The organism is Nodosilinea sp. E11, from assembly GCF_032813545.1.
Classification (GTDB): Bacteria; Cyanobacteriota; Cyanobacteriia; order Phormidesmidales; family Phormidesmidaceae; genus Nodosilinea.
In genome coordinates, this window is the sequence record NZ_CP136520.1 from 5,184,386 (window position 1) to 5,208,283 (window position 23,898).

Annotated in this window: 23 protein-coding genes; 15 read left to right on the forward strand and 8 right to left on the reverse strand. The window is 57.6% G+C overall.

What is annotated here, in order from left to right; genetic code table 11:
• The first annotated feature begins 62 nt into the window (after positions 1-62).
• The 5 genes from RRF56_RS25180 to clpB all read left to right on the forward strand — a co-directional run bounded on the left by RRF56_RS25180 (position 63) and on the right by clpB (position 8,470).
• Positions 63-1,730: an ABC transporter substrate-binding protein gene (locus tag RRF56_RS25180; RefSeq protein WP_317035901.1), complete on the forward strand. Its 1,668-nt coding sequence runs from the start codon at positions 63-65 to the stop codon at positions 1,728-1,730.
• A gap of 4 nt (positions 1,731-1,734) precedes the next feature.
• Positions 1,735-2,763, forward strand: a complete 1,029-nt coding sequence (locus RRF56_RS25185; protein WP_317035902.1) for an ABC transporter permease — start codon at positions 1,735-1,737, stop codon at positions 2,761-2,763.
• Between the two features lie 316 nt (positions 2,764-3,079).
• A complete protein-coding gene (locus RRF56_RS25190) occupies positions 3,080-3,892 on the forward strand; it encodes an alpha/beta hydrolase (protein WP_317035903.1) in 813 nt (270 codons plus the stop codon).
• Between the two features lie 27 nt (positions 3,893-3,919).
• Positions 3,920-5,539: a diguanylate cyclase domain-containing protein gene (locus tag RRF56_RS25195; protein WP_317035904.1), complete on the forward strand. Its 1,620-nt coding sequence runs from the start codon at positions 3,920-3,922 to the stop codon at positions 5,537-5,539.
• A gap of 243 nt (positions 5,540-5,782) precedes the next feature.
• Positions 5,783-8,470 (forward strand): ATP-dependent chaperone ClpB, encoded by a 2,688-nt coding sequence (gene clpB, locus RRF56_RS25200; protein WP_317035905.1) that lies wholly within the window; start codon positions 5,783-5,785, stop codon positions 8,468-8,470.
• 40 nt (positions 8,471-8,510) lie between these two features.
• Here clpB and RRF56_RS25205 read toward each other — a convergent pair whose 3' ends face one another.
• The gene (locus RRF56_RS25205; protein WP_317035906.1) at positions 8,511-8,657 is read right to left on the reverse strand and encodes a hypothetical protein; all 147 of its coding nucleotides are present in this window, start codon (positions 8,655-8,657) and stop codon (positions 8,511-8,513) included.
• A 130-nt stretch (positions 8,658-8,787) separates the two neighbouring features.
• Here RRF56_RS25205 and RRF56_RS25210 point away from each other — a divergent pair, with 130 nt between their 5' ends.
• The 3 genes from RRF56_RS25210 (at position 8,788) to RRF56_RS25220 (ending at position 11,039) form a co-directional block, all read left to right on the forward strand.
• Entirely contained in the window at positions 8,788-9,504 is a 717-nt protein-coding gene (locus RRF56_RS25210) for a pyridoxine 5'-phosphate synthase (RefSeq protein WP_317035907.1), read from the forward strand.
• Between the two features lie 118 nt (positions 9,505-9,622).
• Positions 9,623-9,955, forward strand: a complete 333-nt coding sequence (locus RRF56_RS25215; RefSeq protein WP_317035908.1) for an MgPME-cyclase complex family protein — start codon at positions 9,623-9,625, stop codon at positions 9,953-9,955.
• Between the two features lie 253 nt (positions 9,956-10,208).
• Positions 10,209-11,039, forward strand: coding sequence for a hypothetical protein (locus tag RRF56_RS25220; protein WP_317035909.1), 831 nt, complete (start codon positions 10,209-10,211; stop codon positions 11,037-11,039).
• Between the two features lie 34 nt (positions 11,040-11,073).
• Here RRF56_RS25220 and RRF56_RS25225 read toward each other — a convergent pair whose 3' ends face one another.
• From RRF56_RS25225 to folD, 3 genes are read right to left on the reverse strand one after another with little or no spacing between them, the layout of a single operon-like run.
• Positions 11,074-11,529, reverse strand: a complete 456-nt coding sequence (locus RRF56_RS25225) for a divergent PAP2 family protein (RefSeq protein ID WP_317035910.1) — start codon at positions 11,527-11,529, stop codon at positions 11,074-11,076.
• Between the two features lie 15 nt (positions 11,530-11,544).
• Positions 11,545-12,474, reverse strand: a complete 930-nt coding sequence (gene crtE / locus RRF56_RS25230; RefSeq protein WP_410510695.1) for a geranylgeranyl diphosphate synthase CrtE — start codon at positions 12,472-12,474, stop codon at positions 11,545-11,547.
• A gap of 52 nt (positions 12,475-12,526) precedes the next feature.
• Positions 12,527-13,393, reverse strand: a complete 867-nt coding sequence (gene folD / locus RRF56_RS25235; RefSeq protein WP_317035912.1) for a bifunctional methylenetetrahydrofolate dehydrogenase/methenyltetrahydrofolate cyclohydrolase FolD — start codon at positions 13,391-13,393, stop codon at positions 12,527-12,529.
• 152 nt (positions 13,394-13,545) lie between these two features.
• On the opposite strand from folD, the gene RRF56_RS25240 reads away from it, so the two are divergent.
• From RRF56_RS25240 to nadB, 3 genes are all read left to right on the forward strand, one after another.
• A complete protein-coding gene (locus tag RRF56_RS25240) occupies positions 13,546-13,968 on the forward strand; it encodes a hypothetical protein (RefSeq protein ID WP_317035913.1) in 423 nt (140 codons plus the stop codon).
• 178 nt (positions 13,969-14,146) lie between these two features.
• Positions 14,147-14,578 carry a photosystem II complex extrinsic protein PsbU gene (psbU, locus tag RRF56_RS25245; RefSeq protein WP_317035914.1) on the forward strand — a complete coding sequence of 144 codons (432 nt, stop codon included), beginning with the start codon at positions 14,147-14,149 and terminating at the stop codon, positions 14,576-14,578.
• 151 nt (positions 14,579-14,729) lie between these two features.
• Positions 14,730-16,436, forward strand: coding sequence for an L-aspartate oxidase (nadB, locus tag RRF56_RS25250; protein WP_317035915.1), 1,707 nt, complete (start codon positions 14,730-14,732; stop codon positions 16,434-16,436).
• A gap of 23 nt (positions 16,437-16,459) precedes the next feature.
• On the opposite strand, the gene RRF56_RS25255 is transcribed toward nadB, so the two are convergent.
• Positions 16,460-17,068 carry a metal-binding protein gene (locus RRF56_RS25255; protein ID WP_317035916.1) on the reverse strand — a complete coding sequence of 203 codons (609 nt, stop codon included), beginning with the start codon at positions 17,066-17,068 and terminating at the stop codon, positions 16,460-16,462.
• Between the two features lie 190 nt (positions 17,069-17,258).
• Here RRF56_RS25255 and RRF56_RS25260 point away from each other — a divergent pair, with 190 nt between their 5' ends.
• Entirely contained in the window at positions 17,259-18,077 is an 819-nt protein-coding gene (locus RRF56_RS25260; protein ID WP_317035917.1) for an ABC transporter ATP-binding protein, read from the forward strand.
• 2 nt (positions 18,078-18,079) lie between these two features.
• Here RRF56_RS25260 and RRF56_RS25265 read toward each other — a convergent pair whose 3' ends face one another.
• On the reverse strand, positions 18,080-18,841 hold the full coding sequence (locus RRF56_RS25265) for an ABC transporter permease (protein ID WP_317035918.1): 762 nt from the start codon (positions 18,839-18,841) through the stop codon (positions 18,080-18,082).
• Positions 18,842-19,052: 211 nt separating this feature from the next.
• Between RRF56_RS25265 and RRF56_RS25270 the strand changes: the two genes are divergently transcribed.
• Complete coding sequence (locus RRF56_RS25270; protein WP_317035919.1) at positions 19,053-20,144, forward strand: ABC transporter substrate-binding protein; 1,092 nt, start codon at positions 19,053-19,055, stop codon at positions 20,142-20,144.
• A 77-nt stretch (positions 20,145-20,221) separates the two neighbouring features.
• Here the strand turns inward: RRF56_RS25270 and RRF56_RS25275 are convergent, their stop codons facing one another.
• Both RRF56_RS25275 and RRF56_RS25280 read right to left on the reverse strand, forming a co-directional pair.
• On the reverse strand, positions 20,222-20,683 hold the full coding sequence (locus RRF56_RS25275) for a hypothetical protein (RefSeq protein ID WP_317035920.1): 462 nt from the start codon (positions 20,681-20,683) through the stop codon (positions 20,222-20,224).
• Positions 20,684-20,839: 156 nt separating this feature from the next.
• Entirely contained in the window at positions 20,840-21,259 is a 420-nt protein-coding gene (locus RRF56_RS25280; RefSeq protein WP_317035921.1) for a hypothetical protein, read from the reverse strand.
• Between the two features lie 379 nt (positions 21,260-21,638).
• On the opposite strand from RRF56_RS25280, the gene RRF56_RS25285 reads away from it, so the two are divergent.
• On the forward strand, positions 21,639-22,118 hold the full coding sequence (locus tag RRF56_RS25285; protein ID WP_317035922.1) for a hypothetical protein: 480 nt from the start codon (positions 21,639-21,641) through the stop codon (positions 22,116-22,118).
• A gap of 522 nt (positions 22,119-22,640) precedes the next feature.
• On the forward strand, positions 22,641-23,753 hold the full coding sequence (locus RRF56_RS25290) for a glycosyltransferase family 4 protein (protein WP_317035923.1): 1,113 nt from the start codon (positions 22,641-22,643) through the stop codon (positions 23,751-23,753).
• The last annotated feature ends 145 nt before the right edge of the window (positions 23,754-23,898 follow it).

A 23,898-nucleotide genomic window follows, 5' to 3' on the forward strand; every position in this document is an offset into this window, starting at 1 on the left:
CACTCGTCCCCAAAGGGTGATACAACTATCCCAATGTTGGCTAGTTAGTTAGACAAAACGTGATGAATTCTTCGGTGTCATGGATGGGTAAAGGCAACGGGATTTGGGCGCGTCGTCCGTGGCGGCGATGGGTGCAGTTTGTGGGGCTGTTTGGGCTGGTGTTTGCGATCGCCCTAGGCTGCGCCGGCAACGACCAACCCGCCGCCAATGCTCCGGCTGGCGGTGGCGATGGCCGGATTACGATTGGTACCACCCTCACCGCTCGCACCCTCGACCCCGCCGACGCCTACGAGACCTTCCCTGGCATTTTGCTCCACAACCTGGGCGATCGCCTCTACACCTATGAGCCTGGCACCACCAACCTGGTGCCCCAGCTAGCCACCGAGCTACCTACCATCAGCGATGACAGCCTCACCTACACCATTCCCCTGCGGCAGGATGTCACTCTCCACGATGGCAACCCCTTCAACGCTGAAGTAATGGCCTTCTCGATTCAGCGGTTTATGGAAAATGGCGGTCGGCCCGCCTACCTGCTGTCTGAAAAAATTGCCAATGTCGAGGCCACAGGCGACTACGAACTCACCCTCACCCTCAGTGCTCCCTTTGCGGCGTTTCCGGCCCTGTTGAGCTTTTCGGGCGTCACCCCCGTGTCGCCCGAGAGTTATGAGATTGGCACCGGCAGTTTTAACCCCGACAGCTTTGTGGGCACCGGCCCCTACAAACTGGCTGCCTTCACCAGCGACTCGATCAAGCTTGACGTCAACCCCGACTACTGGGGCGATGCCCCCGCCAACAGCGGCATCGACATTCAAATTTTCACTAGCCCCGCCAACCTCTACAACACCTTTAGAACCGGTGGGTTAGATGTGGCCTACCAAACCCTCGACCCTGAACAGGTAGCGGCGCTGGAGCGCGAAGAAAGCTCCGGCGGCTGGCAGGTGATTGAGGCGGGCACCAATGTGATCAACTACATGTCGCTCAACCAAACCATTGAGCCCCTAGATGATGTACGGGTACGCCAGGCGATCGCCGCTATGGTCGATCGCCCGCTGCTCAACGATCGCGTCTTCCAGGGCCAGGCCGAACCCCTCTACAGTCTGATTCCTGCCAGCTTTGACGTGGCAGAGCCGGTGTTTCAAGAGGCCTACGGCGACGGTAATTTTGACCAGGCTCGCGACCTACTCACCGAGGCCGGGTTTTCTGAAAGCAACCCCCTCACCGTCGAAATTTGGTACCCATCGGCTTCCACCATTCGCAGCATTGTGGCCAACACCCTGAAAGAGTCGATCGAAGCGGGCCTACCTGGCCTAGTCACCGTCGATGTGCAGAATACCGAAGGGGCAACCCTCTGGGAAAACGTCGGCAAAGGCGTTTACCCGATCATTCTCTCTAACTGGTATCCCGACTACTACGACCCTGATACCTTTATTCAGCCCTTTTTGGGGTGCGAGAACGGCAGCGGTAGTATTTGCCAAGAAGGCCCGTCCCAGGCCAACGGCTCGTTTTACTACAGCCCCGAGGCCAATGAGCTGATCGCCCAGCAGCGGGCCGAACAAGATCCCGCCACCCGTCAGGGAATCATTGAAGACCTCCAGCAAATGATGGTTGACGATGTGCCCTACGTGCCCCTGTGGCAAAACAAAGACTACGTCTTTGCCCAGGAAGCTGTGAATGGCGTCGCGGTTGAACCGACCCAGCAGTTTTTGCTCTGGCAGATTAGCCGAGGCTAACCCCATGTCTTCCCGCTCTGCCGCCCTGCGCTACTACGTTTTCACCCGGCTGCTGCTGGCTCCGTTGATGGTTTTGACCATCACCACGGTGGTGTTTTTGCTGCTGCGGGCCACGCCAGGCGACCCCGTGGATGCCCTTCTGGGGGCGCGGGCTCCGGCGGCGGCAAAAGACGCGCTACGGGTTCAACTCGGCCTCGACCAGCCCCTGTTTATTCAGTATTTGAACTACCTGGGCGATCTGCTGCGGTTTGATCTGGGGTCTTCCCTGGCCACCCAGGGGCAGACGGTGTGGCAAATTATTCGGGCTCACTTTCCGGCTACGGTCGAGCTAACCGTGTGCGGCATGATTGTGGCTACGGTGGTAGGCGTGAGCGTGGGTGCCCTGGCGGCCTCGCGCCCCAACTCACCCCTAGATGCAGGAGGGCGGCTGTTTGGCATTATTACCTACGCCATCCCAATGTATTGGTTTGGCATGATTTTGCAGCTAATTTTTGCGGTGCAGCTGCGGTGGTTTCCCATTGGCACCCGCTACCCGCTGCGGGGTACGCCCCCGGCAGGACTAACCGGGTTGTACCTGCTCGATAGCCTGTTGACACTAGATTTTGGCGCTTTTTTCACCACTCTCTACTACCTGGCGTTGCCCAGCCTTACCCTGGGCATTTTGATTAGCGGCGTGTTTGAGCGCATGGTGCGAGTCAATTTGAAGCAAACCCTGGCGGCAGACTATGTTGAAGCGGCGCGGGCGCGGGGCATTCCTGAGCGGCGCATTGTTTTGGTACATGCCCTCAAAAATGCCATGATTCCGGTGATTACGATTTTAGGGCTGACCTTTGCCGCCATGCTGGGGGGCGCAGTGCTGACGGAGGTGACGTTTTCGTGGCCAGGGCTGGCCAACCGCCTGTACGAAGCGATTTCCCAGCGCGATTACCCGGTGGTACAGGGGCTGATGGTATTTTTTGCCATGATTGTCGCGGTGATCAGCATTGCGATCGATATTTTGAACGCCTACATTGACCCCCGCATTCGCTATTAGTTAGCTTGGCCAGAATTTAGCAACTGCCGGATTTTAGATGAGGTTTTTGGCTTTAACGGCCTAGGTTCAGCCGTTTAATTATCGCTGGGATTGCTTGAGGCCTTAACTGTGGCCCTTGCGACGATCGGTTGAGTAGAGCGGAGTTGAACAAATCTGTAACTATTTGTTTAGAAAATTTAAGACGGCTAACGACCTTTAAATATAAGTTAGGGTGCCTAGGTTTAGCTTTTTACCCTCGAAGGAAGTGGGAACTCTAAGCGGGGAATGGAAAGGTGATCTGCTGTAGCGTTTAATCACCGGCTTAGGGTTAGCAACTATGGCAACAGATATTCTCAGTCGTAACCATGTCAGGGTCTTTGGGCAGGGGCGGCGGTCGATAGTGCTGGCCCATGGCTTTGGTTGTGACCAAAATATGTGGCGATTTATTGTTCCTGCTTTTGAGCAAGATTATCGGCTAATTTTGTTTGACTACGTGGGGTCTGGCCAGTCAGACCCGCAGGCCTACGACCCTCAGCGATATAGCCAGCTCCAGGGCTATGCTGAAGATATACTCGAGATTTGTGCCGCTCTGTCGCTGGAGAAGGCTATTTTTGTCGGTCACTCGGTCAGCAGCATGATTGGGCTACTCGCGGCGATCGCGGCTCCCGATCGCTTTGAGCGGCTGGTGATGATTGGCCCATCGCCCTGCTACATCAATGACCAAGACTATGTCGGTGGATTTGAGCAGGAAGATATCGATCAACTGCTCGACATTATGGAAAAAAACTATCTGGGTTGGGCTCAGTTTCTCGCCCCGGTGGTGATGCAAAACAGCGATCGCCCCGAACTGAGCCAAGAGCTAGAGGCAAGCTTTTGCTCTACGGACCCCACCATGGCTATGCAGTTTGCCAAGACCACCTTTTACGGTGACAACCGCGACGATCTGGCTCAGATGACGGTGCCCTCGCTCATTTTACAGTGCGCGGAGGATGCGATCGCCCCGGCGGCGGTTGGCCATTACCTGCACCAGCATCTGCCCCACAGCACCCTAGCGCTGATGACCGCCACCGGCCACTGTCCCCAGCTCAGCCACCCTGAGGAAACCATTCGTCTGATCAAGACTTATTTGGAGGCAGCGACGCTGAACTAGGCTATGGTCAACCCTGGTTCTACGCCTATGTCGATGCCCTCGGGGATGAACTCGCTGATCGATAGAGCCCCTTGCGGTTTTATCTCGGTAGACGATAACGGGATTATCGCCTATGTCAACAGCACCCTGTTAGACCTGCTGGGTTGGCAGCGCCACGAACTCCAGGGAAAACCGATAGAGACGATTTTGCCCGTCGCCAGCCGTATTTTTTACCAGACCCACGTTTTCCCGCTGCTGCGTATGCAGGGAACAGTGGCAGAAGTTTACTTTTCCCTGCATACGCGATCGGGCCAAGCCGTTCCCATTTTGGCCAATGGAGTCCGGCGGCAGCAGGAGGATCAGGCCATCAACGACTGTGTGCTGATCCCGATTAACCAGCGCATTCAGTATGAAGACGAGATGCTGCGGTCGAAGAAAAAAGCCGAGGCGGCGATCAGTGCCCAAAAGCAGGCCGAGGCCACCGTTGAGCAGCAGTATCAGCGGGCGGTGATGCTCGGGCAAATTACCCAGCACATTCGGCAATCTCTAGAGCTGACCCAAATTTTTGCTGTGGCCGCTCAGGACGTGCGCCAGTGCCTGGACGCTGACCGGGTGGGCATCTTTAAATTTGCGGGCAACCCCGAGATCGGCGGGGGCTGCTTTGTCTCAGAGGCCGTAGCCCCCGGACAGGCTGCGATCGTGGTTGCTGGGGTCGAGCACCGGGGCCTGGGCGACCACTACCTGGGTATTCGCCACTACGGCGGCACCCTGGCAATTCGAGATCTGCGTGAGGTGAATTTGCAGGCCGAGCACCACGCCCTGCTGGAGCAGTTTCAGGTGCGAGCCTGCCTGCTGGTGCCCCTGCTCAAGGGATCAGATCTATGGGGGCTGATCTGCATTCACCAGTGCAGCGGGCCACGCTATTGGCAAACGGTGGAAATTGAGTTGGTAGAAGCGATCGCTGGTCAATTGGCGATCGCGATTCACCAGGGCGATCTGGTTAACCAGCTACAGCAAGAGCTGCACGATCGCCAGCGGGCCGAAGCCCGGCTAACCCGCATCAATACCGAGCTTCAGCAGGCCACCAGCCAGCTCGAACGTCTAGCCCACACTGACCCACTGACCCAGATTGCCAATCGCCGTCGGTTCGGCGAACGACTGGCCTCCGAATGGAGCCGACTCAGCCGTGATCGGCTCCCCCTGTCGCTGCTCCTGTTTGATGTCGACTATTTCAAGTCTTACAACGATACCTACGGCCACCAGCAGGGAGATGACTGCCTCTACGCGATCGCCCAGGCGGCCCAGAGCGCCGTCGGTCGGTCTACCGACCTGCTAGCCCGTTACGGTGGCGAAGAATTTGCGGTGATTTTGCCCAACACCGGCTCCCAGGGAGCAATCACCGTAGCCCAACGGATTCATCAGGCCGTGGCCGCTCTGAACCTGCCCCACCAGGCCTCAGCAGTCAGCGATCGCCTCACCATTAGCCTAGGAATCAGTACTCTGCTACCTACTCCAGACCTCACCTCTAGCGAACTGATTCAGCAAGCCGACCAGGCACTCTACCGGGCCAAACATCGGGGTCGCCATTGCACAGTGGTCTTTGCGCCTGACCTGGCAGACGATGGCGACGCGGCAACAGTGTTCTACACGCGGTCAAATCTAGAGTGAGTCCCAATCTTTTGAGCAGAGTGTCGCCTAGCTAGCGCAAACTGGTGCGGCCAGCCCTGGGCAGCGATGCCCACAGCCCTAGGGCCAGCGGGTGGGTGGGGAACAGTTTGCTGGGGGCGATCGCCCTATGCTGTACCTAACCTGCCATCTGTCAGTGGGGTCAGGCCAGGGCCAGCGCCCAACTGATATACTGAACGTCCAACCGTTACAAAAAGCAAAGTACGCCGGCCCGCCACGGAGATTATGCAGCCAACCGATCCGGATAAATTTACCGCCAAAGCCTGGGACGCCATTGTGGAAGCCCAGGATGTGGCCCGCCGCTGCAAACATCAGTACATGGAGGTTGAGCATGTCATTATCGCCATGCTCGACCAAGAAGAAGACGGGCTGGCCCACAAGATTTTGACCAAGGCCACCCTCGACTGCGACCTGATTCTCGACGAGCTAGAAACCTTTGCTAAGCGCCAGGCCCGAGTGCGCCCCGGCCTCGACAGCAATCTCTATCTGGGTCAAAGCCTCGATCGTATGCTCGATCAGGCCGAGGCGGCGCGGCAAACGCTCAAGGACAAGTTCATCTCCGTCGAGCACCTGTTGTTGGGCTTTCAAGAAGACGAGCGGATTGGCCGTCGTCTGCTGCGGGGCTTTAACGTCGAAGGCCCAGAACTGATGGCGGCGGTGCAGGCTGTGCGCGGTAGCCAGAAAGTCACCGATCAAAATCCTGAGCAGCAGTACGATGCCTTAGAAAAATTTGGCATTGACCTCACTCAGCTAGCCCGGGACGGCAAGCTTGACCCGGTGATTGGCCGCGACGACGAAATTCGCCGCGTCATTCAGGTGCTCTCTCGCCGCACCAAAAATAACCCGGTGGTGATTGGCGAACCGGGGGTGGGCAAAACCGCGATCGCCGAAGCCCTGGCCCAGCGCATTATCAATGGCGAAGTACCCGAGTCGCTCAAAGGCCGCACCCTGATTTCCTTAGATATTGGCGGGCTGATTGCCGGGGCCAAGTTTCGCGGCGAGTTTGAAGAACGGTTGCGGCTGGTGCTCAAAGAAGTCACTGACTCTGCCGGACAGGTGGTGCTGTTCATCGACGAACTGCACACGGTGGTGGGAGCCGGAGCGGGCCAGGGCACCATGGATGCCAGCAACCTGCTCAAGCCCATGCTGGCGCGGGGCGAACTGCGCTGCATTGGGGCCACCACCTTAGACGAATACCGCAAGCACATTGAAAAAGATGCCGCCCTAGAGCGCCGCTTTCAGCAGGTGTACGTGGGCCAGCCCAGTGCCGAAGACACGATCTCCATTCTGCGGGGGCTAAAGAAGCGCTACGAGTCTTACCACGGCGTAGACATCGCCGACAGCGCCCTGGTGGCAGCGGCGGTGCTCTCCGATCGCTACATTGCCGATCGCTTTTTGCCCGACAAAGCCATCGATCTAGTCGATGAAGCCGCCGCCAAGTTGAAGATGGAGATTACCTCCAAACCCGAAGAGCTAGAGGGCATCGAGCGCCGCCTGATGCAGCTAGAGATGGAAAAGCTCTCCCTAGAAGCCGAAAATGGGACAGCTACCAAGGCAGCCCGCACCCGCCTCAGCCGTATTGAGGCAGAAATCGCCGAACTCCAGGCCAAGCAGACCGAGTTTAGCGGTCAGTGGCAGAGCGAAAAGCAGGCCCTCGACGCCCTCAACGCCCTCAAAGAAGAAGAGGATCAAATTCGTCTGCAAATTGAACAGGCTGAGCGGGCCTACGATCTCAATAAAGCCGCCCAGCTCAAGTATGGCCGTCTAGAAGCCCTTCAGCGCGATCGCGAAACCCTAGAAGCTCAGCTGGTTGAAGTGCAGGCCCAGGGCACCACCTTCCTGCGCGAGCAAGTCACCGAGTCCGACATCGCCGAAATCGTCGCTAAGTGGACGGGCATCCCAGTCAACCGGCTGATGGAGTCGGAGCGGCAAAAACTGCTCCAGCTCGAAGGCCACCTGCACGAGCGGGTGATCGGCCAGGACGAAGCCGTAGAGGCCGTGTCTGCTGCCATTCGTCGCGCCCGTGCGGGTATGAACGACCAGGGTCGACCCCTGGGCTCATTTCTGTTTATGGGGCCGACCGGGGTGGGTAAAACCGAGCTAGCTCGCGCCCTGGCCGAGTTTCTGTTCGACACCGAAGACGCCCTAATCCGCATCGACATGTCGGAGTACATGGAGAAAAACGCCGTGTCGCGGTTGGTGGGGGCACCTCCGGGCTATGTGGGCTACGAAGACGGCGGCCAGCTGTCTGAAGCGGTGCGTCGCCATCCCTACTCGGTGGTGCTGCTCGATGAGGTGGAAAAAGCCCACCCCGACGTGTTCAACATTCTCTTGCAGGTACTCGACGATGGCCGCATCACCGACTCCCAGGGCCACCGGGTCGATTTCCGCAACACCGTGGTGATCATGACCAGCAACCTGGGCAGCGACCACATTTTAGAGCTGGCGGGCGACGACGATCGCTACGACGAGATGCGTACCCAGGTGCTCAAGGCACTGCAAAAACAGTTTCGCCCTGAGTTTCTCAACCGAGTCGATGATTTAATTTTGTTCCACTCCCTGCGGAAGAGCGAGTTGCGCAAGATTGTGGCTCTGCAAATTCGGCGGGTGCAGCGCCGCCTGGCCGACCAAGCCATCGGGCTAGAGATTGCCGATCCGGCGATCGATTTCATTGCCGAGAGCGGTTACGATCCGGTCTACGGCGCGCGCCCCCTCAAGCGGGCGATTCAGCGACTGCTCGAAAACTCCATTGCCACCAAAATTCTAGAGACGACCTTTGCCCAAGGTTCAACCATCGTGGTCGACTTGCAGGAGGGCCAACTGGTGTTTAGCCACCAAGAACCCGCTGCTCCAGAACCGGCCCCTGCCGTGGAGGAAACGGCGGCCAAGGTGGAATCGGTGGTGGGTAGCTAGCCGCTTAGGTTCCCAAGACCGCCGATCCAGAGGGACTTGCCTAACCTGGTTTGTTTAGCAAAATAACGTCCTGCCCAAGGATGGTGAGTGGGGCCTGCCAGCGCAGGGCCAGCCACTGGAAGGTCTGCACCGAGAAAAAGCAGATATGGGTGCGATCGCTCTTGTCGTGCCAGGTGCAGCCTACCACCTCTGGGCTGATTCGGCTTTGGGCGCAGTTTTGGTTGGCTGATGTGCTGCGTCAGCTTTAAAGTCCATTGGGGAGGTCGTTAGGATAGGATCATAGATTGTAGATTCTGTAGCTGTTTGGGAGCGATCGCTTGCCTACCCTGGGAGTCAACATTGACCACATTGCCACCCTGCGCCAAGCGCGGCGCACCGTCGAGCCAGACCCCGTGGCGGCGGCGGTGTTAGCCGAGTTGGCGGGGGCCGACGGCATCACCGTGCACCTGCGCGAAGACCGTCGCCACATCCAAGACCGTGATGTGCGCCTGCTGCGGCAGACCGTGCGCACCCACCTAAACCTGGAGATGGCCGCCACCGATGAAATGGTTGGCATTGCCCTCAATCTCAAGCCCGACTATGTCACTCTCGTGCCCGAGCGGCGCGAGGAGGTGACCACCGAAGGCGGGTTAGATATTGCCGGCCAGCTGGAGCGGATTAAGGCTGTGGTCACTACCCTCCAGGGTGCAGAGATTCCGGTCAGTCTGTTCATCGACGCTACCGCCGACCAGATTGACGCGGCAGCTCACACCCAGGCGCAGTTCATTGAGCTGCACACCGGCCCCTACGCCGAAGCCAGCCAGGAGGGCGATCGCGCCCGTGAGCTCGACATTCTCGCCCAGGGCACCGCCCAGGCCCTAGAACTGGGGCTGCGAGTCAACGCTGGCCACGGCCTCACCTACTGGAACACCGTGCCGGTGGCGCGGATTCCCGGCATAGAAGAGCTCAACATCGGCCACAGCATCATCAGCCGCGCCGCCCTAGTGGGCCTGGAGCGCGCCGTCCGCGAGATGAAAACGCTCATTCAGGGATGAGTGAGGTGTCAGGCTTCAGGTGTCAGGTTTAAGGATTAAGCCGAACCTGAAACCGGACACCTCAGACCTGAAACCGGACACCCCAGACCTGAAACCCGAAACCTTAAAGGAGAACCCCATGACCACCTACTACTACGCCATTGCCAGTCAAAAATTTTTGCTAGAAGAAGAACCCCTCGAAGAAGTGTTAAAAGAGCGCCGCCGCCACTACCAAGAGCAGGAGCAGTCTGTCAATTTTTGGTTGGTCAAATCGCCAGCCTTTCTAGACGCCCCAGAAATGGCTAGCGTTAAAGCTAGCTGCCCTCAGCCCGCCGTGGCCCTGGTTTCCACCAGCAAGCAATTTATTGTCTGGGTCAAGCTGCGGTTTGAGTACGTTGGCACTGGCGAATTTGAAGCTCCCTCCGCCAGCATTCCCGACCCCTTGGCCTCTCTAGAGGCGATCGCCTCATAGCACCGGCCCCGAAAATAGCCCTGGGTGTTGCCATGGGGGATTGGGGTTTAAGGTGTCAGGTTTGAGGTGCCAGGTTTAAGGTGCTTTCTAGCACCTGATCTCTAAACCTGCTGTCCAAACCTCAAGGCGCTCTCAAACCCCATTCCCACTCCCAGGGGAGGCGGTCAATCAGTAAGATTGGCGTATAAATAAGATCAAAACCTAGAATCTTTGCCCCGAGATTGGTGGTTTAGGCTAGAATCGCTGGCAGATTATGGCGTTAGCAAAAGTGATGGTAACGGGTTTGAAACGGAGCAGCGGCGCACGGATACAGTCTTCTTGGCAGCATCTTTTCAAACCTGGGGCGATCGCCCTGGGGTTGTTGCTCGCGCCGCTGGTAGGGTTCTGGCAGTCGGCCCAGGCCCAGTTCCCGCCCTGTCCACCCCCGGCGGCCAACGAATATTTGCTACTGGTGCGCAGCAACACCGAGGCCGAGCGCAATCGGGTGCAAAACCTGCTGCCGTCGAACAGCACCGTCCTTGTCTGCGAATACCTCAACGATACTGTGGTGCGGGCGGGGGGGTTTAGCAACCTCGAGAACGCCAACGCCTGGGCTCAATATATGACTGAGGTGGAGGGGTTGCAAGCCTTTGTGGCTCGTCCGGCAACTACCGCTGCCCAGCCCGCCCCCCCCACGACTAGCCCAACACCCGCCGGTAATGGCACTTCGACCAACGGTACTTCGGCCAACGGCACTCCGGCCAACGGTACTGCAACCAACGGCACCAGACCTGCCACAACGCCAGCGCTTACGGCCTACGCCCCGCAACCCCTGGGCAGCGGTTTTGCGGTGCTGGTCGATTACCAATTTGAGCCTGAGTCTGCGATCGCCATTCAGCGTCAGATCGGTCAAGCGGTTGGGCTGGCTGTCCATCGCCAGCGCTCCTATCTCCTCATTGCCCATAGCCCCAACGTTGAGGGGGCTGCCTCTACCCTGTCGGTGCTCAGCAGTCTCAACATTCCGGGCTTTATTGTCGATAGCCAGGAGGTGGTGATGCTCACCCCGGCAGTGGCTCTACCGGCTCGAAGCGGCGATCGCCCCTAGGGCAGCGTCAAGCTTAACGTTTAGGGTATAGCCATCAATAGGCCGGAGCCGCCAGGCAAGACACCATCACCCCCAAAATTGACCCAGCAATCACCTGAAACGGGGTATGGCCGAGCAGTTCTTTTAGGCGGTCTTCTCGCAGTTCGGGCTTTTCTTGAAACAGCTCGTCAATGATTTGGTTGAGCACCTTGGCCTGCTTGCCCGCCGCCTGACGCACCCCCGCCGCGTCGTACATAACAATGATCGAAAAGACTGAGGTGGCGGCAAACAGCGGGCTAGCCCACCCCATCGTTTGACCCACCCCGCAGGCCAGAGCCGTAACCAGGGCCGAGTGGGCGCTGGGCATGCCGCCAGTACCCACCATCACTCGCAGGTTGAGCTTGCGATGGCGCACCAGTTCAATAATGGCTTTTAGCCCCTGGGCGGTAAAGCAGGCAATTAGCGCCACGATCAGCACGTGGTTGTCAAAAATCTCGGTAAAACTTTCCATCGGCTCAGACAAACCCTAGTAGGTACGGGCAACAATGTAGTCGGCGATCGCAACCAACGGCTGGCGCAGGTCTCCGAAACCAGCCAAGCTTTCCTTGGCCGCCTCAATCAGCTGGTCAGCCTGGCGACGCGATTCGTCTAGTCCCCAGAGGCTGGGATAGGTTACCTTCTGGGCCGCTACATCCTTGCCCACCGACTTACCTAGGGTCTCGGGGGTCGAGGTGATATCGAGAATGTCGTCCACAATTTGAAACGCCAGGCCAATGCGCTGGGCATACTGGCGCAGGTTTTCGATCTCCTCGTCACTGGCTCCGGCCAGCATCGCTCCAGCCGTGACTGAGATTTCGAGCAGTGCCGCCGTCTTGTGGTTGTGGATGTAGGTTAGGGTTTCGAGGGTCACATCAGGGTTGCCTTCGCTGGCTAGATCGACGATTTGGCCGCCCACCAGGCCTTCGCCGCCCACGGCCTTACCCAACCCAGCAATCACCCGCAGCACGCGCTCGGGCGCAGCTCCCTGGGTCTGGGTAGCCACATGTTCAAAGGCATAGGTGAGTAGGGCATCACCGGCCAAAATTGCGACGTCATCGCCATAGACCTTGTGGTTGGTCGGGCGACCCCGGCGGTAGTCGTCGTTATCCATGGCGGGCAAATCGTCGTGGATCAGCGACATGGTGTGGATCATTTCTAGGGCGCAGGCGGTGGGCATCGCCACCTCAACACTGCCCCCCACCAGCTCGCTACTGGCCAGGCAAAGAATGGGGCGCAGGCGCTTGCCTCCCGCCAGCAGCGAGTAGCGCATGGCCTCATAGAGCGTCTCGGGATAACGCAGGGCCAAAGCCTGGTCGAGGGCCGTTTCTACCCGCTGGCGCTGCTCGGCCAGGTAGGCATTTAGGTCAAACTGGCCAGGAGGTGATGGCCTAGAATCGAGGGAGTTGGTGGGCACCATAGCGGCATCTGGCAGAGTGAACGTAGACAAGCATAAGGGGTAACGGGAGCCCCTACGCAGCGAGGCGTTGGCGATAGCTAGTGACGGTATTTTCGAGCAGCATGGCCACCGTCATTGGCCCCACCCCGCCGGGCACCGGGGTAATAGCTCCGGCCACCGGTTGCACCGAGGCAAAATCCACATCCCCGACCAGGCGGGCTGAGCCATCGGGCTGTTCTACCCGATTGATGCCCACGTCGATCACCACGCTACCGGGTTTGACATCGACTGCGGTAATCATGCCGGGGCGACCCACTGCCGCCACTAGAATATCAGCTTGCTGCATCAGCGCGGGCAAATCGGCGGTGTGAGAATGGGCCAGGGTAACAGTGGCATTGGCTTCTACCAGCATCAGGGCCATGGGCTTGCCGACTAAAATGCTGCGCCCCACCACCACCACGTTGGCCGACACCAGGTTAATGTTGGCGGCCTCAAGCAGCCGCATCACGCCGTAGGGGGTGCAGCTACGCAGGCCCGGTTCGCCCCGCACCAGCCGCCCTAGGTTGATCGGGTGCAGCCCATCGACATCTTTGTCGGGGTCGATGGTGTGCAGCAGCGCCACCGCGTCGAGGTGGTCGGGCAGGGGCAGTTGCACCAAAATGCCGTCGACGTTGGGGTCGGCGTTGAGCTGCTGAATCAGATCGGCGACCGCTTGCTGAGACACCGTGGCGGGCAGGTGTTTGCCGTAGGAGGCAATGCCGACTCGGCCACAGGCCCGCTCTTTATTGCGGACATAGGCGGCGCTGGCCGGGTTGTCGCCCACCATAATGACCGCCAGCCCAGGGGGGCGATGCCCTTGGGCAATGAGGGCCTCCACCTCGGTGGCTAGGGTGGTTTGAATTTGATTTGCTAGGGCTTTGCCGTCGAGCAGTAGGGTCATGGCCGGGGTGCGCTAACCTGTATCTCGGAACCGATCGTGGTCGAACCCCCAGGGCAAGCTCGGCCCAGGGAAAAATTCGACGTCTTCCCAGTGTCTCAGATTTTGAACCTCTGGGAGCTAGCGATCGCCAGTAACTGCCGAATTAAGCCTTTATGAACTGCTTAAAACGTCGTTGTACATACTACGGGGTAGTGGGGTTGGCCCTGGTGGCTGTGACCAGCTGCGGGGCCAGCGTGGATGCGACGGTGGGTTACGGGTTGCGCGATCGCCTCAGCACCTGGCCCGGCCTTGCCTGGCTCGACCCGGTGACCCCCATTGGCGAGGCTAGCCAAAGCCGCCATGCAACGGTGTTTTTGACCGGCACCGTCGAGCGCCAGATTCCCCTGGTGGGCCAGGGCCTCTATGAACTGGTCGACGAGTCGGGTTCGATCTGGGTGCTAAGCGCGACCCCGCCCCCCGCCCTAGGTAGCCAAACCACCCTGAGGGCCACCATTCAGTACGAGCAAATTTTGCTTCAGGGGCAAGACATTGGCGCATACTACGCCGAAGAGCTAGAGCGCCTGCCTCTGGAATAGCTGCTTGGGTGCGTTGGGCGAACCGCACCGGTAAGTCACCGTTGGGGAAAGCATCGCCCCGAGCATGGCCCTACCTACCCAACGGCCTTCTTTCTCCGTTGCAGGGGCATGGAAAATGGTAGTCTCTTAGAAATGCTGTGTATAAGACATTCACACTGGTAGGAGAGGATTAGGGTAAATGAAACAACTGGTTGGCCTACTTGTTGCGCTGGCGGTGCTATTTGGTTGGGTAAGCAGCCCTGCTGTAGCGCAGCCCATCTCCGGGGCAGATCTGCTAAACGCCCCCCTTGAGGCCATGGTCTGGCTGGCAGAGACCTCACCTAAAAATGCGGTAGACGCTAAGCTAGAAACGGAATACGGGAATAAGCTTGACTTGAACAATGCCAACGTGCAGAGCTTTAGAAAGTTTCCGGGGCTATATCCCACCCTGGCCCGCAAAATTCTGCTGAATGCCCCCTACGACGACGTTGAAGATGTGCTCGATCTGCCCGGTCTCAGTGAGCAGCAGCTCAACATTCTGCGGACCAATCTAGACAACTTCACCGTTACCGTAACTGACCCTGCCCTGGTAGAAGGGGCTGACCGCTTTAACAACGGTGTCTATAAGTAGGCCGGGTTTTTACCTGCGCTTACCCCTAGTGGCCCTGGCTGGTCGAGTTGACCCTATTGGTCAACCCCGACTGGCCAGGGCTTTTAGTAGTTAAGGCCTTAACGACCCCTGCCTGAGCCTTTAATTGTTGGAGCATCTTTGGGAGCTGCCCTTGACCAAGCCTGACTTAGCTTCACCCCAGCCCCCCAGCGGCAATGACCAGGGTTTTGACGTGCTAGTGATTGGGGGCGGGGCCGCCGGACTGTACGCGGCGCTATCGATTCCGGCCCAGTGGCGTATTGGGCTCGTGACCAAAGATACGTTGTCGATTTCTGCCAGTGACTGGGCCCAGGGGGGTATTGCGGCGGCGATCGGCGCTGACGATCGCGTGTCGCTGCACGTAGCCGACACGTTGGTGGCTGGGGCTGGGCTGTGCGACCCAGCGGCGGTAGAACACCTGGCTAGCCGGGCGGCCCCTTGCATTGAGCGCTTGGTAGATTTGGGGGTGGCCTTTGACCGCACCGAGGGCCAACTGGCGATGACCCTAGAGGCCGCTCACTCGCGCCGCCGTGTGCTCCACGCCGCCGACACCACCGGTCGGGCGATCGTCTCGATCTTGGCGGAGGCGGTGCTGAAACGGCCCAACATTACGGTGTTTGAAAGCGCCTTTGCCTTAGAGCTATGGATGGTGGAGGGGCGCTGCCAGGGTGCCCTGGTCGCCTATCGCCAACAGCTACAGTGGCTCTCGGCCCAGGCGACGGTGCTGGCGACCGGTGGCGGGGGCCAGGTCTACGCCCAAACCACTAACCCTGCGGCCAGCACCGGCGATGGCGTGGCGATGGCCTGGCGAGCCGGAGCGCAGCTGCGCGATCTAGAATTTGTCCAGTTTCACCCCACGTCGCTGGCTAAAACCGGTGCTCCGCCCTTTTTGATCAGTGAGGCGGTGCGGGGAGAGGGGGCGCACCTGGTCGATGATCGGGGCTATCGCTTTGCCTTTGACTATCACCCCGATGGGGAGCTGGCTCCGCGAGACGTGGTGAGCCGGGCGATCTTTCACCATCTGCAAAAGACCGGCGATGCCCATGTCTGGCTCGATCTGCGTTCAATTCCGCCCGATCGCATCCAGTATCGTTTCCCCAATATTCTGCGGGTCTGCCGCACCTGGGGGTGCGATCCGCTGCAGGAACCGGTGCCTGTTTCTCCTGCCGCCCACTACTGGATGGGTGGCATCACCACCGATCTGCATAGCCAAACGACCCTGGCAGGCCTCTACGCCGTGGGCGAAAATGCCAGCACGGGGGTGCATGGGGCCAATCGCCTGGCCAGCAACTCCTTGCTGGAGTGCCTGGTCTACGGTGCTGAACTGGCCAACCTACCCCTCACGAAAAAACGCTATGTGGCTCAGACGGTGGGCGATCGCGCCGTTTTAGCCGTAGACGACGCCACCCTAACCTGGGTGCAGCAGAATGGCGAACAGGCCCTGGCGGCCATTCATCAGCAGCGATCGCAGCTGAACCAGCTGATGTGGGAGGCCGCCGCCATCAGCCGCACCCAAAGCGGGTTAGAGGCGGCGATCGCTGCCCTTCAGCCGCAGCGCACCCAGTGGCAGCAGCATCCCCTCCAGGCCTTACACCGGCTTAGCCCTGGGCAAACGTACCAGCTCCCTGAGGCATTGAGCTGGCCGTTGGTGCGCGCCTGGGGTGAACTCTGTAATCTCCATGCTATTGCCTGGCTAATTCTGCACAGCGCCGCCTTTCGCACCGAAAGCCGGGGGGGGCACTTTCGCCAAGACTATGCCGAAACCCGGTCCGAGTGGCAGGTGCATACGGTGGTTGAGGGCGATCGCTGGCAAAAATCTTCTCCCCTTCAGGCTCCGTGATCCTAAAGAGATTGGCGGTGCAGTTAACGGCGTTTTCCCTGGCTCGGCGATCGCCGTTTGGTCTGGGCCTTGGGTTTCGCCTTAAGCTTCGCCTTGGGTTTTGCCTTAGGCTTCGCCGTTTTTTTCGATTTACTTCGTTTGCGCTTGAGCGCCGATGACAGCCAGTCGGCGACGTAGTGGCTCAGGGCACCGAGCTCTAGCCCCACCACCAGGGCCAGCCACCAGGGCCAATAGGTAATCAAGGCCCAGCCCAGCCCGTCAATCAGATCGCCCCAGCTCAGGGCGGTGCGCTGGGACCCGTTGAGCAGCTCGACGATCAGCAGGCCGCCTAGCCCCAGCCATAGCGACAGATAGAGCACCCGCACCACCGTGCCAATGATGGGTCCGTGAGACCACCGCGATCGGTGGCGGATGCTGCCTCGGTAGGGCAGCCAGATCCACCGCAGCCAGCCCCAGCGTTTGTATTGCACCGAGTGAATATCGAGGTCGGGGCCGAGCATCCAGCCGCCCAGCAAAAAGCCCAGACAGACCACCACCGTCAGCCAGCCGCTGAGGGTGACACGAAATGCGGCCAAAACCACGAGTGGCAAGGCCCAGAGCGTAATGCGATCGTGGGTACGACCTGAAGACATGGCCCAGATTTACCAGGGTTTGGGCCGGTTGGCAAGGGGTAGCGCGGCTGTACCCCCCCGGAGCAAGGCCAGAGATAGCCCAAAGCAAGGCCAGAGCAAGCCCTGAGAAACCTAGAAATGTGTTCAACGTTACACCACCAAGACTGCCAGACGATTAGCGTCTAGAAGAGTGTATTGAGCTGGCACGGCTATGGTCGAAACCCATGCGATCGCATCTACCACGGCCCAGGGGGCTCCGGCCCTAGACTTCCGCGATATTCGCCTCACCTACCGTGGCAAGGGCACCTCGCTGACGGTGATCGATCACATCTCCTTTCGGGTGGCCCAGGGCGAGTTTGTCTCGCTGGTCGGCCCTAGCGGCTGCGGCAAAACCACCCTGTTGCGCATGGTGTCGGGCCTCAACCCCACCGAAGAAGGGACCGTTTGCTTTCACGGTCAGCCGATCACGGGGCCGCTCAAAAATATTGGCATTGCCTTTCAAAATCCGGTGCTGCTGCCCTGGCGCAACACTCTCAACAATGTGTTGTTGCCCCTAGAGGTGGTGCAACCCCACAAGCGCCGGTTTCGCCAAAACAAAGCCAAATACATTGAAGCCGCTGAGCAGTTGTTAGCCACGGTGGGGCTGAGCAACTTTCATCACCATTACCCCTGGCAACTGTCTGGCGGTATGCGGCAGCGGGCCTCCCTGTGCCGAGCCCTGATTCACCAGCCCGAAATTTTGCTGCTCGACGAACCCTTTGCCGCCCTCGACGCCTTCACCCGCGAAGAAATGTGGGGGCTGACCCAAAACCTCTGGCAGCAGACCGGCTGCACCGCCCTGCTGGTCACCCACGACCTGCGCGAGGCTCTATTTCTCTCCGATACGATCTACGTGCTTGGCCCCCGCCCCAGCACCCTGGTCTACGAGCTTTCGGTCAACCTGCCCCGGCCCCGCACCCTCGATATGTGCTTTACCGACGAGTTTCACCAGATGTACACCGAGCTGCGCCGCCACATTCAGCGAAGCTAGGGCTACCGCGCCCAGTGAATGGTGCGCTGCTCGATCAGAGCAAAACAGCCGTAGAGCAAAATGCCCATGGCCGCCAGCGCCAAAATGGCCAAAAATGCTAGGGGCACGTTAAAGCTAGAACTAGCGGTGACGATCACGTAGCCAATGCCTCGGTTTGAGGCCACCGTTTCTGAAATTACGGAGCCAATAAAGGCCTGGGAAATCGCCACCTTGAGCGAGGCAAACAGGTAGGGCAGCGAGTGAGGAAACCCCACCTTTTGAAACACCTCCCAGGGCGATGCCCCCAGCGATCGCAGCACGTCCTGCATTTCGGGTTCAACCGTGGCCAGCCCCGCCGCCACATTGACCACAATTGGAAAAAACGCCAGGGTGAAGGCGGTAATAATTGCCGGCATGGCCCCAATGCCAAACCAGATCGCCAGCAGCGGTACCAGCGCCACCTTAGGAATGGTGTTAAACCCCACCAGCAGTGGATACAACACAATGTAGGCCAGGCGAGAATAGCCAATTAAAAATCCTAAAAATACGCCTAGTACCAGCCCCATCAAAAACCCAATCAGGGTTGTGTTGAGGGTATGCAAACCGTTGCGCCATACGGTAGTGCCGTAGGCTTGGGCGGCTAACCAAATATCGCTAGGGGCCGGCAAAATAAACGTGGGCACCTCTAGCACCCGCGTGACGCCCTCCCAAATAATCAGCAGTAGCACCAAGGCCACCGAGGGCAAAAGGTAAGCCGCTAATTTTGTTTTAAGGAATTTGTTCAAGGCTTTTACCGTATTGCTTTACGGGGGGTAACGACTGACGACGGCAGACCCAGCCCAACCCCGACCAGCCCAACGCTCCGGCTAGGACAATGGCAGGCAAGACGAAAATCAATCGATCAGGTAGTGCAGACTACCATCTTGTCTGGGTACAGACACTATATGTAGAACACGATTTAGATTTGGTTAAATTGGTCACGGAGTGTTCCGAATTATGATGCCGATTCGTTCCATCGCCGGTTCTTTACTGTTGGCCGCCACCCTGGGTTTAGTGGCCTGCGGTGGCGCTAACGACGTAGCCACCCCTGAACCTACCACCGCCGGAGAAACCGCTGCTGCCCCCGATGCCGCCGAGCTGACTCCGGTAAAATTTACCCTGTCCTGGCTGTTTCAGGCGGTTGATGCCCCGTTGGCCATTGCTCTAGAAAATGGCTATTTTGCTGAAGCAGGGCTAGATGTTAGCTTTGAACGCGGCTTTGGCTCGGCTGACTCAATCACTAAAATTGCTGCCGGGCAGTACGACATCGGCGAAGGCGACATGTACTCCATGATCGAGTTCAACGAGCAAAACCCCAACGATCAGCTCGTTGCAGTCGCGATCAAATTTAATCGATCGCCCTTTGCGATCGTCACCAAAGCCGACTCTGAGTTTGACACCCCCGCCGACCTAGCTGGGGCTAACCTGGCTGCCCCAGCTGGCGACGGCCCCCGCCGACTGTGGCCCGTACTAGCCCAAGAGGTGGGAGCCGACCCCGACAGCGTCGAGTGGACCAACGTAGAACCCCAGCTCAGGGAAAGTCTGCTGGCCCAGGGCAATGCCGACGGCATTTCTTGTTTTTCGATCTCTTGCCTACCGGTGCTGCACCAAAAGCTGGGCCTGCCCCCCGAAGATCTCAATGTGTTTTACTACAACGACTACGGGCTAGATCTGTATGGCAACGCCCTGATTGTGCGCCGAGACTTTTTAGAGGCTAACCCTGAGGTGGTGCAGGGCTTTGTGACGGCTTACCTTCGAGGGCTAAAAGAAGCTCTGGCCGACCCCGAGGCCGCGCTAGCGTTGGTGACTGAAGTGGCCGACGATGAGCTATTTGATGTAGCCATTGAGTCAGAGCGCATCAACATTGCCCTCGATCGCCTCTACACCAGCCCTGAAGTTGACACCATGGGCATTGGCGGCGTAGACCCGGTGCGCCTGGCCGCTACGATTGACCAGGTAGTAGAAGGGTTTGGCCTCAGTAGCACCCCCGATGTCAGCGATGTGTTTGACGATCGGGCCCTGCCCCCCCAAGACGAGCGCATGCTTTAGCGCCACGCTAACACAGGGCCATGATCGCCTGGGTAGGTTGGCGGTCGCCAGAGCCAGCCTACCCATCACCCTTCGGTCTAACCCTGTATGACAACTTCTGAAGGGTTGTACAGAATATCGACGCGATCGCCGTAGGCCAGCTCAGCAATGGGCGTTGCAATAATTTCGATGACCGATGGATCTTGAAAGTGCCGTTCTTTGGTTTCTGGATGGGGAAAATAGATCAAGCCATCAAATTTTTTGGCTTGAAACAAAATCTGGCATCGAGAGAACGAAAAATCTTCCGGGGGATGTTGATCAGTCCATTCGACCGAGCGAAACGTAAATTCGGGCTGGAGCAGCTGAAAGGTTTTGGGGCGAATGGAGACATTCAAAGTGCCCTGAAAATAGCCCGTTAGGTCTAGACCCAACGCTTTAAAGTAAGGCAGCTGCATCTCAATGGTACCGCGCTGGTAGGGGCTATTTAAGGCAGTCCCAGAAGCTACCCGATGCCCACGTTCTACAATGCCGCTAACGCGTTGCCAATCGGTCTTGCTCATTTAAACAGTTTCCAAATACATCACCCGTGTGACTCTATGGGAATGGCTACAGCGGCAGGGTGAACTCAGCGTAGCTAAGGTGGCGTAGGCTTTAATGCTTGCGGCTATATCTAGGCATACTACCGTGAAGCTGATCGACCGATTTAAGCCTGAGGGCTAAAGAATGGAGAGCTCTAGGCCTGTCAAGGTGAGCAAGATGCTAGCGATCGCAAAGAGCTTAGGTGGCCGAGCTGGCGTGTTAGAGCTAACTATGTGCATGGCGTAGAGTGCCCCCGCCGAAACCATTAGATTGCTCAAGGGAATGGCCCACACCGCCCAAACTTCACCAGCCCTAAATGGGATCAATAATAAGACCAGGTTCAAAAATGCTACCGCGATTAGCCCACCGCCAGTGGCACGCATTAGCACCAAAATCAGCACTTGCACTGCGCTAGATACGGCATCCCATTCTTTGCCTAGAGCAATGGCATGGTAGGGCATAAAGCGTTTTCGGCTTAAATAGACTAAACCGAAGGCCCCGCCAATCAGGACACCCACCAGATGACAGGCAAAGGCAATGGTCATAGATATAGACATTTTACATGTCTCTTTCTGCGCAAATTATGGAGCTGCCAGGCCAGTATATAGCAATTCCGTGACTCCGTTGGAGTTGCCTTGCCAATGCCATGGCAGAACTACGTTGATTGAGCGATACCTACCTACTCGTCAGTATCTCTCTCAGATGAGGGGCTGATTTGGAACGGGTTTCTGCCTTACGGGCGAAGGAGAACGCGGGTTACTCCTCCTAGGCTATGACTACGCTAAAAACCGTGGCGTTTGGATTAGCTCAAGATCGCTACAGGTTCGCTGTAGGAAGGTCATGCTATTGGCAGCAGTCTATTTGGTGACCTAGCGCGATCTAGATCCAGCGTTATCTAGCGCATAGTCTCAATTTTTGAAATTTGTGAGTAGGATTATGTTTATACTTTCCCGTTTTCGCCTTTGGTTGATTAATGGTTATCGTCAGTTTACTAACGTTTTAACCGGATCAATCTTTAACTTCAATATTAGAGAGTCTGACCAGTTTATCCCTCGCCTTGCTACTCAGACCGTCACTGTGGGTTTGCTAGCGGTAGCGCTGTGGGTAACCTCGGTTGGTGCCTACAGTCAGCCAGCCCAAGCGGGTGACAACCTTGATGCTAGACCCTACGAAGCTGAGGCTGTGCGCCAGTCTCGCAACCCTGTTAGCCGTGACAATGGGGCTAGCCAAGTGGCTCCTAGTGGGCTTTCTGAAGCCCCCGAAGACCAGGCCAAGAGCGTGCTAGAAAACGTAAAAGATGCGGTGCAAGACATCATACCTGGTATGTCTGGAGATGAGGGCGTAGGCCAAAATGCCAATAATCCCAATACTCCCGTCCCTAGCCCTTCAAACAGCACTCCTTTCAGCCGTCGCTAATGGACAAGGGCCATGGGGCGGTAAATCGGTAGTTCCGGTTAGACGACCAACCTATTGCTTGCTGAAGCGGCGCTATCTACCGATCCGGTGGAAGCGCCGCATTTTTTTGCTTGTCTAAAATTCGCCTGGGTATAGGCTTCATGATATCGGCTGTGGCTATAGCTCGTTGGGTTCCTAGAAAAATAGTTTAGGTTATAGATAAACCAAAAGGTCGGTTATTCCCGTGAAATGGAAATGCCAGGCTTTACCATCTATTCTTATGAAGAATTTGGCCTAAGTGGGTCTAAAGACGGAGATTGTTTTTAGCTGGCAATCGCCATAAAGGTACAGGGCATAGTTGGCGATTAAACTTACGATGATGGCGTGTTGGATAATTAATGTTTTCGCACCTACCATTTTTCGCTTTGATTCACATTTCCAATCATTTATGTCCTAGGCTAAGCGGGCAACACCACAGATAATAGTTTTTGAGTTGGCGTTAGAACCGATTAGCTTCACCTTAATTAAGAGGAAGAGGCCTTTATGCGAATTGCACAAGTTACACCCCTATGGGAACAAGTTCCCCCGCTGGCCTATGGCGGTACGGAATTAGTCGTGAGTTTACTGACTGAGGAATTGGTGCAGCGAGGGCACCAAGTCACGCTATTTGCGTCGGGAGATTCGCAAACTTTGGCCCAGCTAGACCCTGGTTGCGATCGCGCTCTGCGTAAGCTAGGGATACCGCTTGGGGACTATGGGCCCTACCAGCAGCGGCAGCTAAGCAAAGTCTTGGGTCGGGCTGAGGAATTTGACATTATTCACTCCCATATGGACGTCGCTGCCTGGCCCTCGACCCAGGCCAATTGGCCGCCGGTTGTGCATACCCTCCATGGGCCATTTACTGCCGACTGTGAGAAAGCCTTGAGCCAGTACCGGCAACAAAATCTAATCAGTGTGTCAAAGTCTCAGCAGCGCGCTGATCTAGAACTCAACTATGTGGCGACGGTCTACAACGCGATCGCCATTGACGAATTTGAATTTTATCCCCAGCCCCAAGACCCTCCCTACTTAGCCTTTTTGGGGCGGATGTCGTCAGAAAAAGGGCCGCACCTGGCGATCGAAATTGCTAAACGCAGCGGCTGGCCGCTGAAAATGGCTGGCAAAGTCGATGCTGAAGATCAAGCCTTTTTTGACAGCCAAGTTGCTCCGCACATCGACGGGCAGCAAATTGAATTTTTAGGGGAAGTCAGCCAGGCTGAGAAGAAAACCCTCATCGGCCAGGCCACGGCTACGCTGTTTCCGATTACCTGGCCCGAACCGTTTGGCCTGGTGATGACCGAGTCGATGGTGAGCGGTACTCCGGTAGTGGCGATGGCCATTGGCTCCGCCCCTGAGGTTGTGGCCGATGGCAAGACTGGGTTTCTTTGCCAAAGCGTTGACGATTGCATTGAGGCCGTGGCGCAAATTCATCGCCTCAGCCGCCAGGCTTGCCGCGACCATGTGGCGCTTAACTTTAGCGTGGCAAAGATGGTTGACGGTTATGAGGCGGTCTACCGCCAGTTGCTGCGCGATCGCACCAAACCCAGCTTTGGCCCCCAACGTCGCGTTGTCGATCTGCGCCCAGCCCGCCCAACGTTGGCCCGCATCGATGCCTAGGGTGGTCTGATCTAACGAAACAACGGCTTGTCCTCGGCAGCGGGGGCAACCCGTTGGCCTAATCCTGGGAGGTTTAGAGGTTCCCTATTGTAACTCTCCTTAAATCCTTATAAAGAAACGCTGGCAACGCTTGACGCTCAATGGC

What these genes read in the sequence shown, in the direction of transcription:
- RRF56_RS25180 (WP_317035901.1), top strand. Translation starts at nt 63, where the DNA reads ATGAATTCTTCGGTGTCATGGATGGGTAAAGGCAACGGGATTTGGGCG.
- RRF56_RS25185 (WP_317035902.1), top strand. Translation starts at nt 1,735, where the DNA reads ATGTCTTCCCGCTCTGCCGCCCTGCGCTACTACGTTTTCACCCGGCTG.
- RRF56_RS25190 (WP_317035903.1), top strand. Translation starts at nt 3,080, where the DNA reads ATGGCAACAGATATTCTCAGTCGTAACCATGTCAGGGTCTTTGGGCAG.
- RRF56_RS25195 (WP_317035904.1), top strand. Translation starts at nt 3,920, where the DNA reads ATGTCGATGCCCTCGGGGATGAACTCGCTGATCGATAGAGCCCCTTGC.
- clpB (WP_317035905.1), top strand. Translation starts at nt 5,783, where the DNA reads ATGCAGCCAACCGATCCGGATAAATTTACCGCCAAAGCCTGGGACGCC.
- RRF56_RS25215 (WP_317035908.1), top strand. Translation starts at nt 9,623, where the DNA reads ATGACCACCTACTACTACGCCATTGCCAGTCAAAAATTTTTGCTAGAA.
- RRF56_RS25220 (WP_317035909.1), top strand. Translation starts at nt 10,209, where the DNA reads ATGGCGTTAGCAAAAGTGATGGTAACGGGTTTGAAACGGAGCAGCGGC.
- RRF56_RS25225 (WP_317035910.1), bottom strand. Translation starts at nt 11,529, where the DNA reads ATGGAAAGTTTTACCGAGATTTTTGACAACCACGTGCTGATCGTGGCG.
- crtE (WP_410510695.1), bottom strand. Translation starts at nt 12,474, where the DNA reads ATGGTGCCCACCAACTCCCTCGATTCTAGGCCATCACCTCCTGGCCAG.
- folD (WP_317035912.1), bottom strand. Translation starts at nt 13,393, where the DNA reads ATGACCCTACTGCTCGACGGCAAAGCCCTAGCAAATCAAATTCAAACC.
- RRF56_RS25240 (WP_317035913.1), top strand. Translation starts at nt 13,546, where the DNA reads ATGAACTGCTTAAAACGTCGTTGTACATACTACGGGGTAGTGGGGTTG.
- psbU (WP_317035914.1), top strand. Translation starts at nt 14,147, where the DNA reads ATGAAACAACTGGTTGGCCTACTTGTTGCGCTGGCGGTGCTATTTGGT.
- RRF56_RS25255 (WP_317035916.1), bottom strand. Translation starts at nt 17,068, where the DNA reads ATGTCTTCAGGTCGTACCCACGATCGCATTACGCTCTGGGCCTTGCCA.
- RRF56_RS25260 (WP_317035917.1), top strand. Translation starts at nt 17,259, where the DNA reads ATGGTCGAAACCCATGCGATCGCATCTACCACGGCCCAGGGGGCTCCG.
- RRF56_RS25270 (WP_317035919.1), top strand. Translation starts at nt 19,053, where the DNA reads ATGATGCCGATTCGTTCCATCGCCGGTTCTTTACTGTTGGCCGCCACC.
- RRF56_RS25275 (WP_317035920.1), bottom strand. Translation starts at nt 20,683, where the DNA reads ATGAGCAAGACCGATTGGCAACGCGTTAGCGGCATTGTAGAACGTGGG.
- RRF56_RS25280 (WP_317035921.1), bottom strand. Translation starts at nt 21,259, where the DNA reads ATGTCTATATCTATGACCATTGCCTTTGCCTGTCATCTGGTGGGTGTC.
- RRF56_RS25285 (WP_317035922.1), top strand. Translation starts at nt 21,639, where the DNA reads ATGTTTATACTTTCCCGTTTTCGCCTTTGGTTGATTAATGGTTATCGT.
- RRF56_RS25290 (WP_317035923.1), top strand. Translation starts at nt 22,641, where the DNA reads ATGCGAATTGCACAAGTTACACCCCTATGGGAACAAGTTCCCCCGCTG.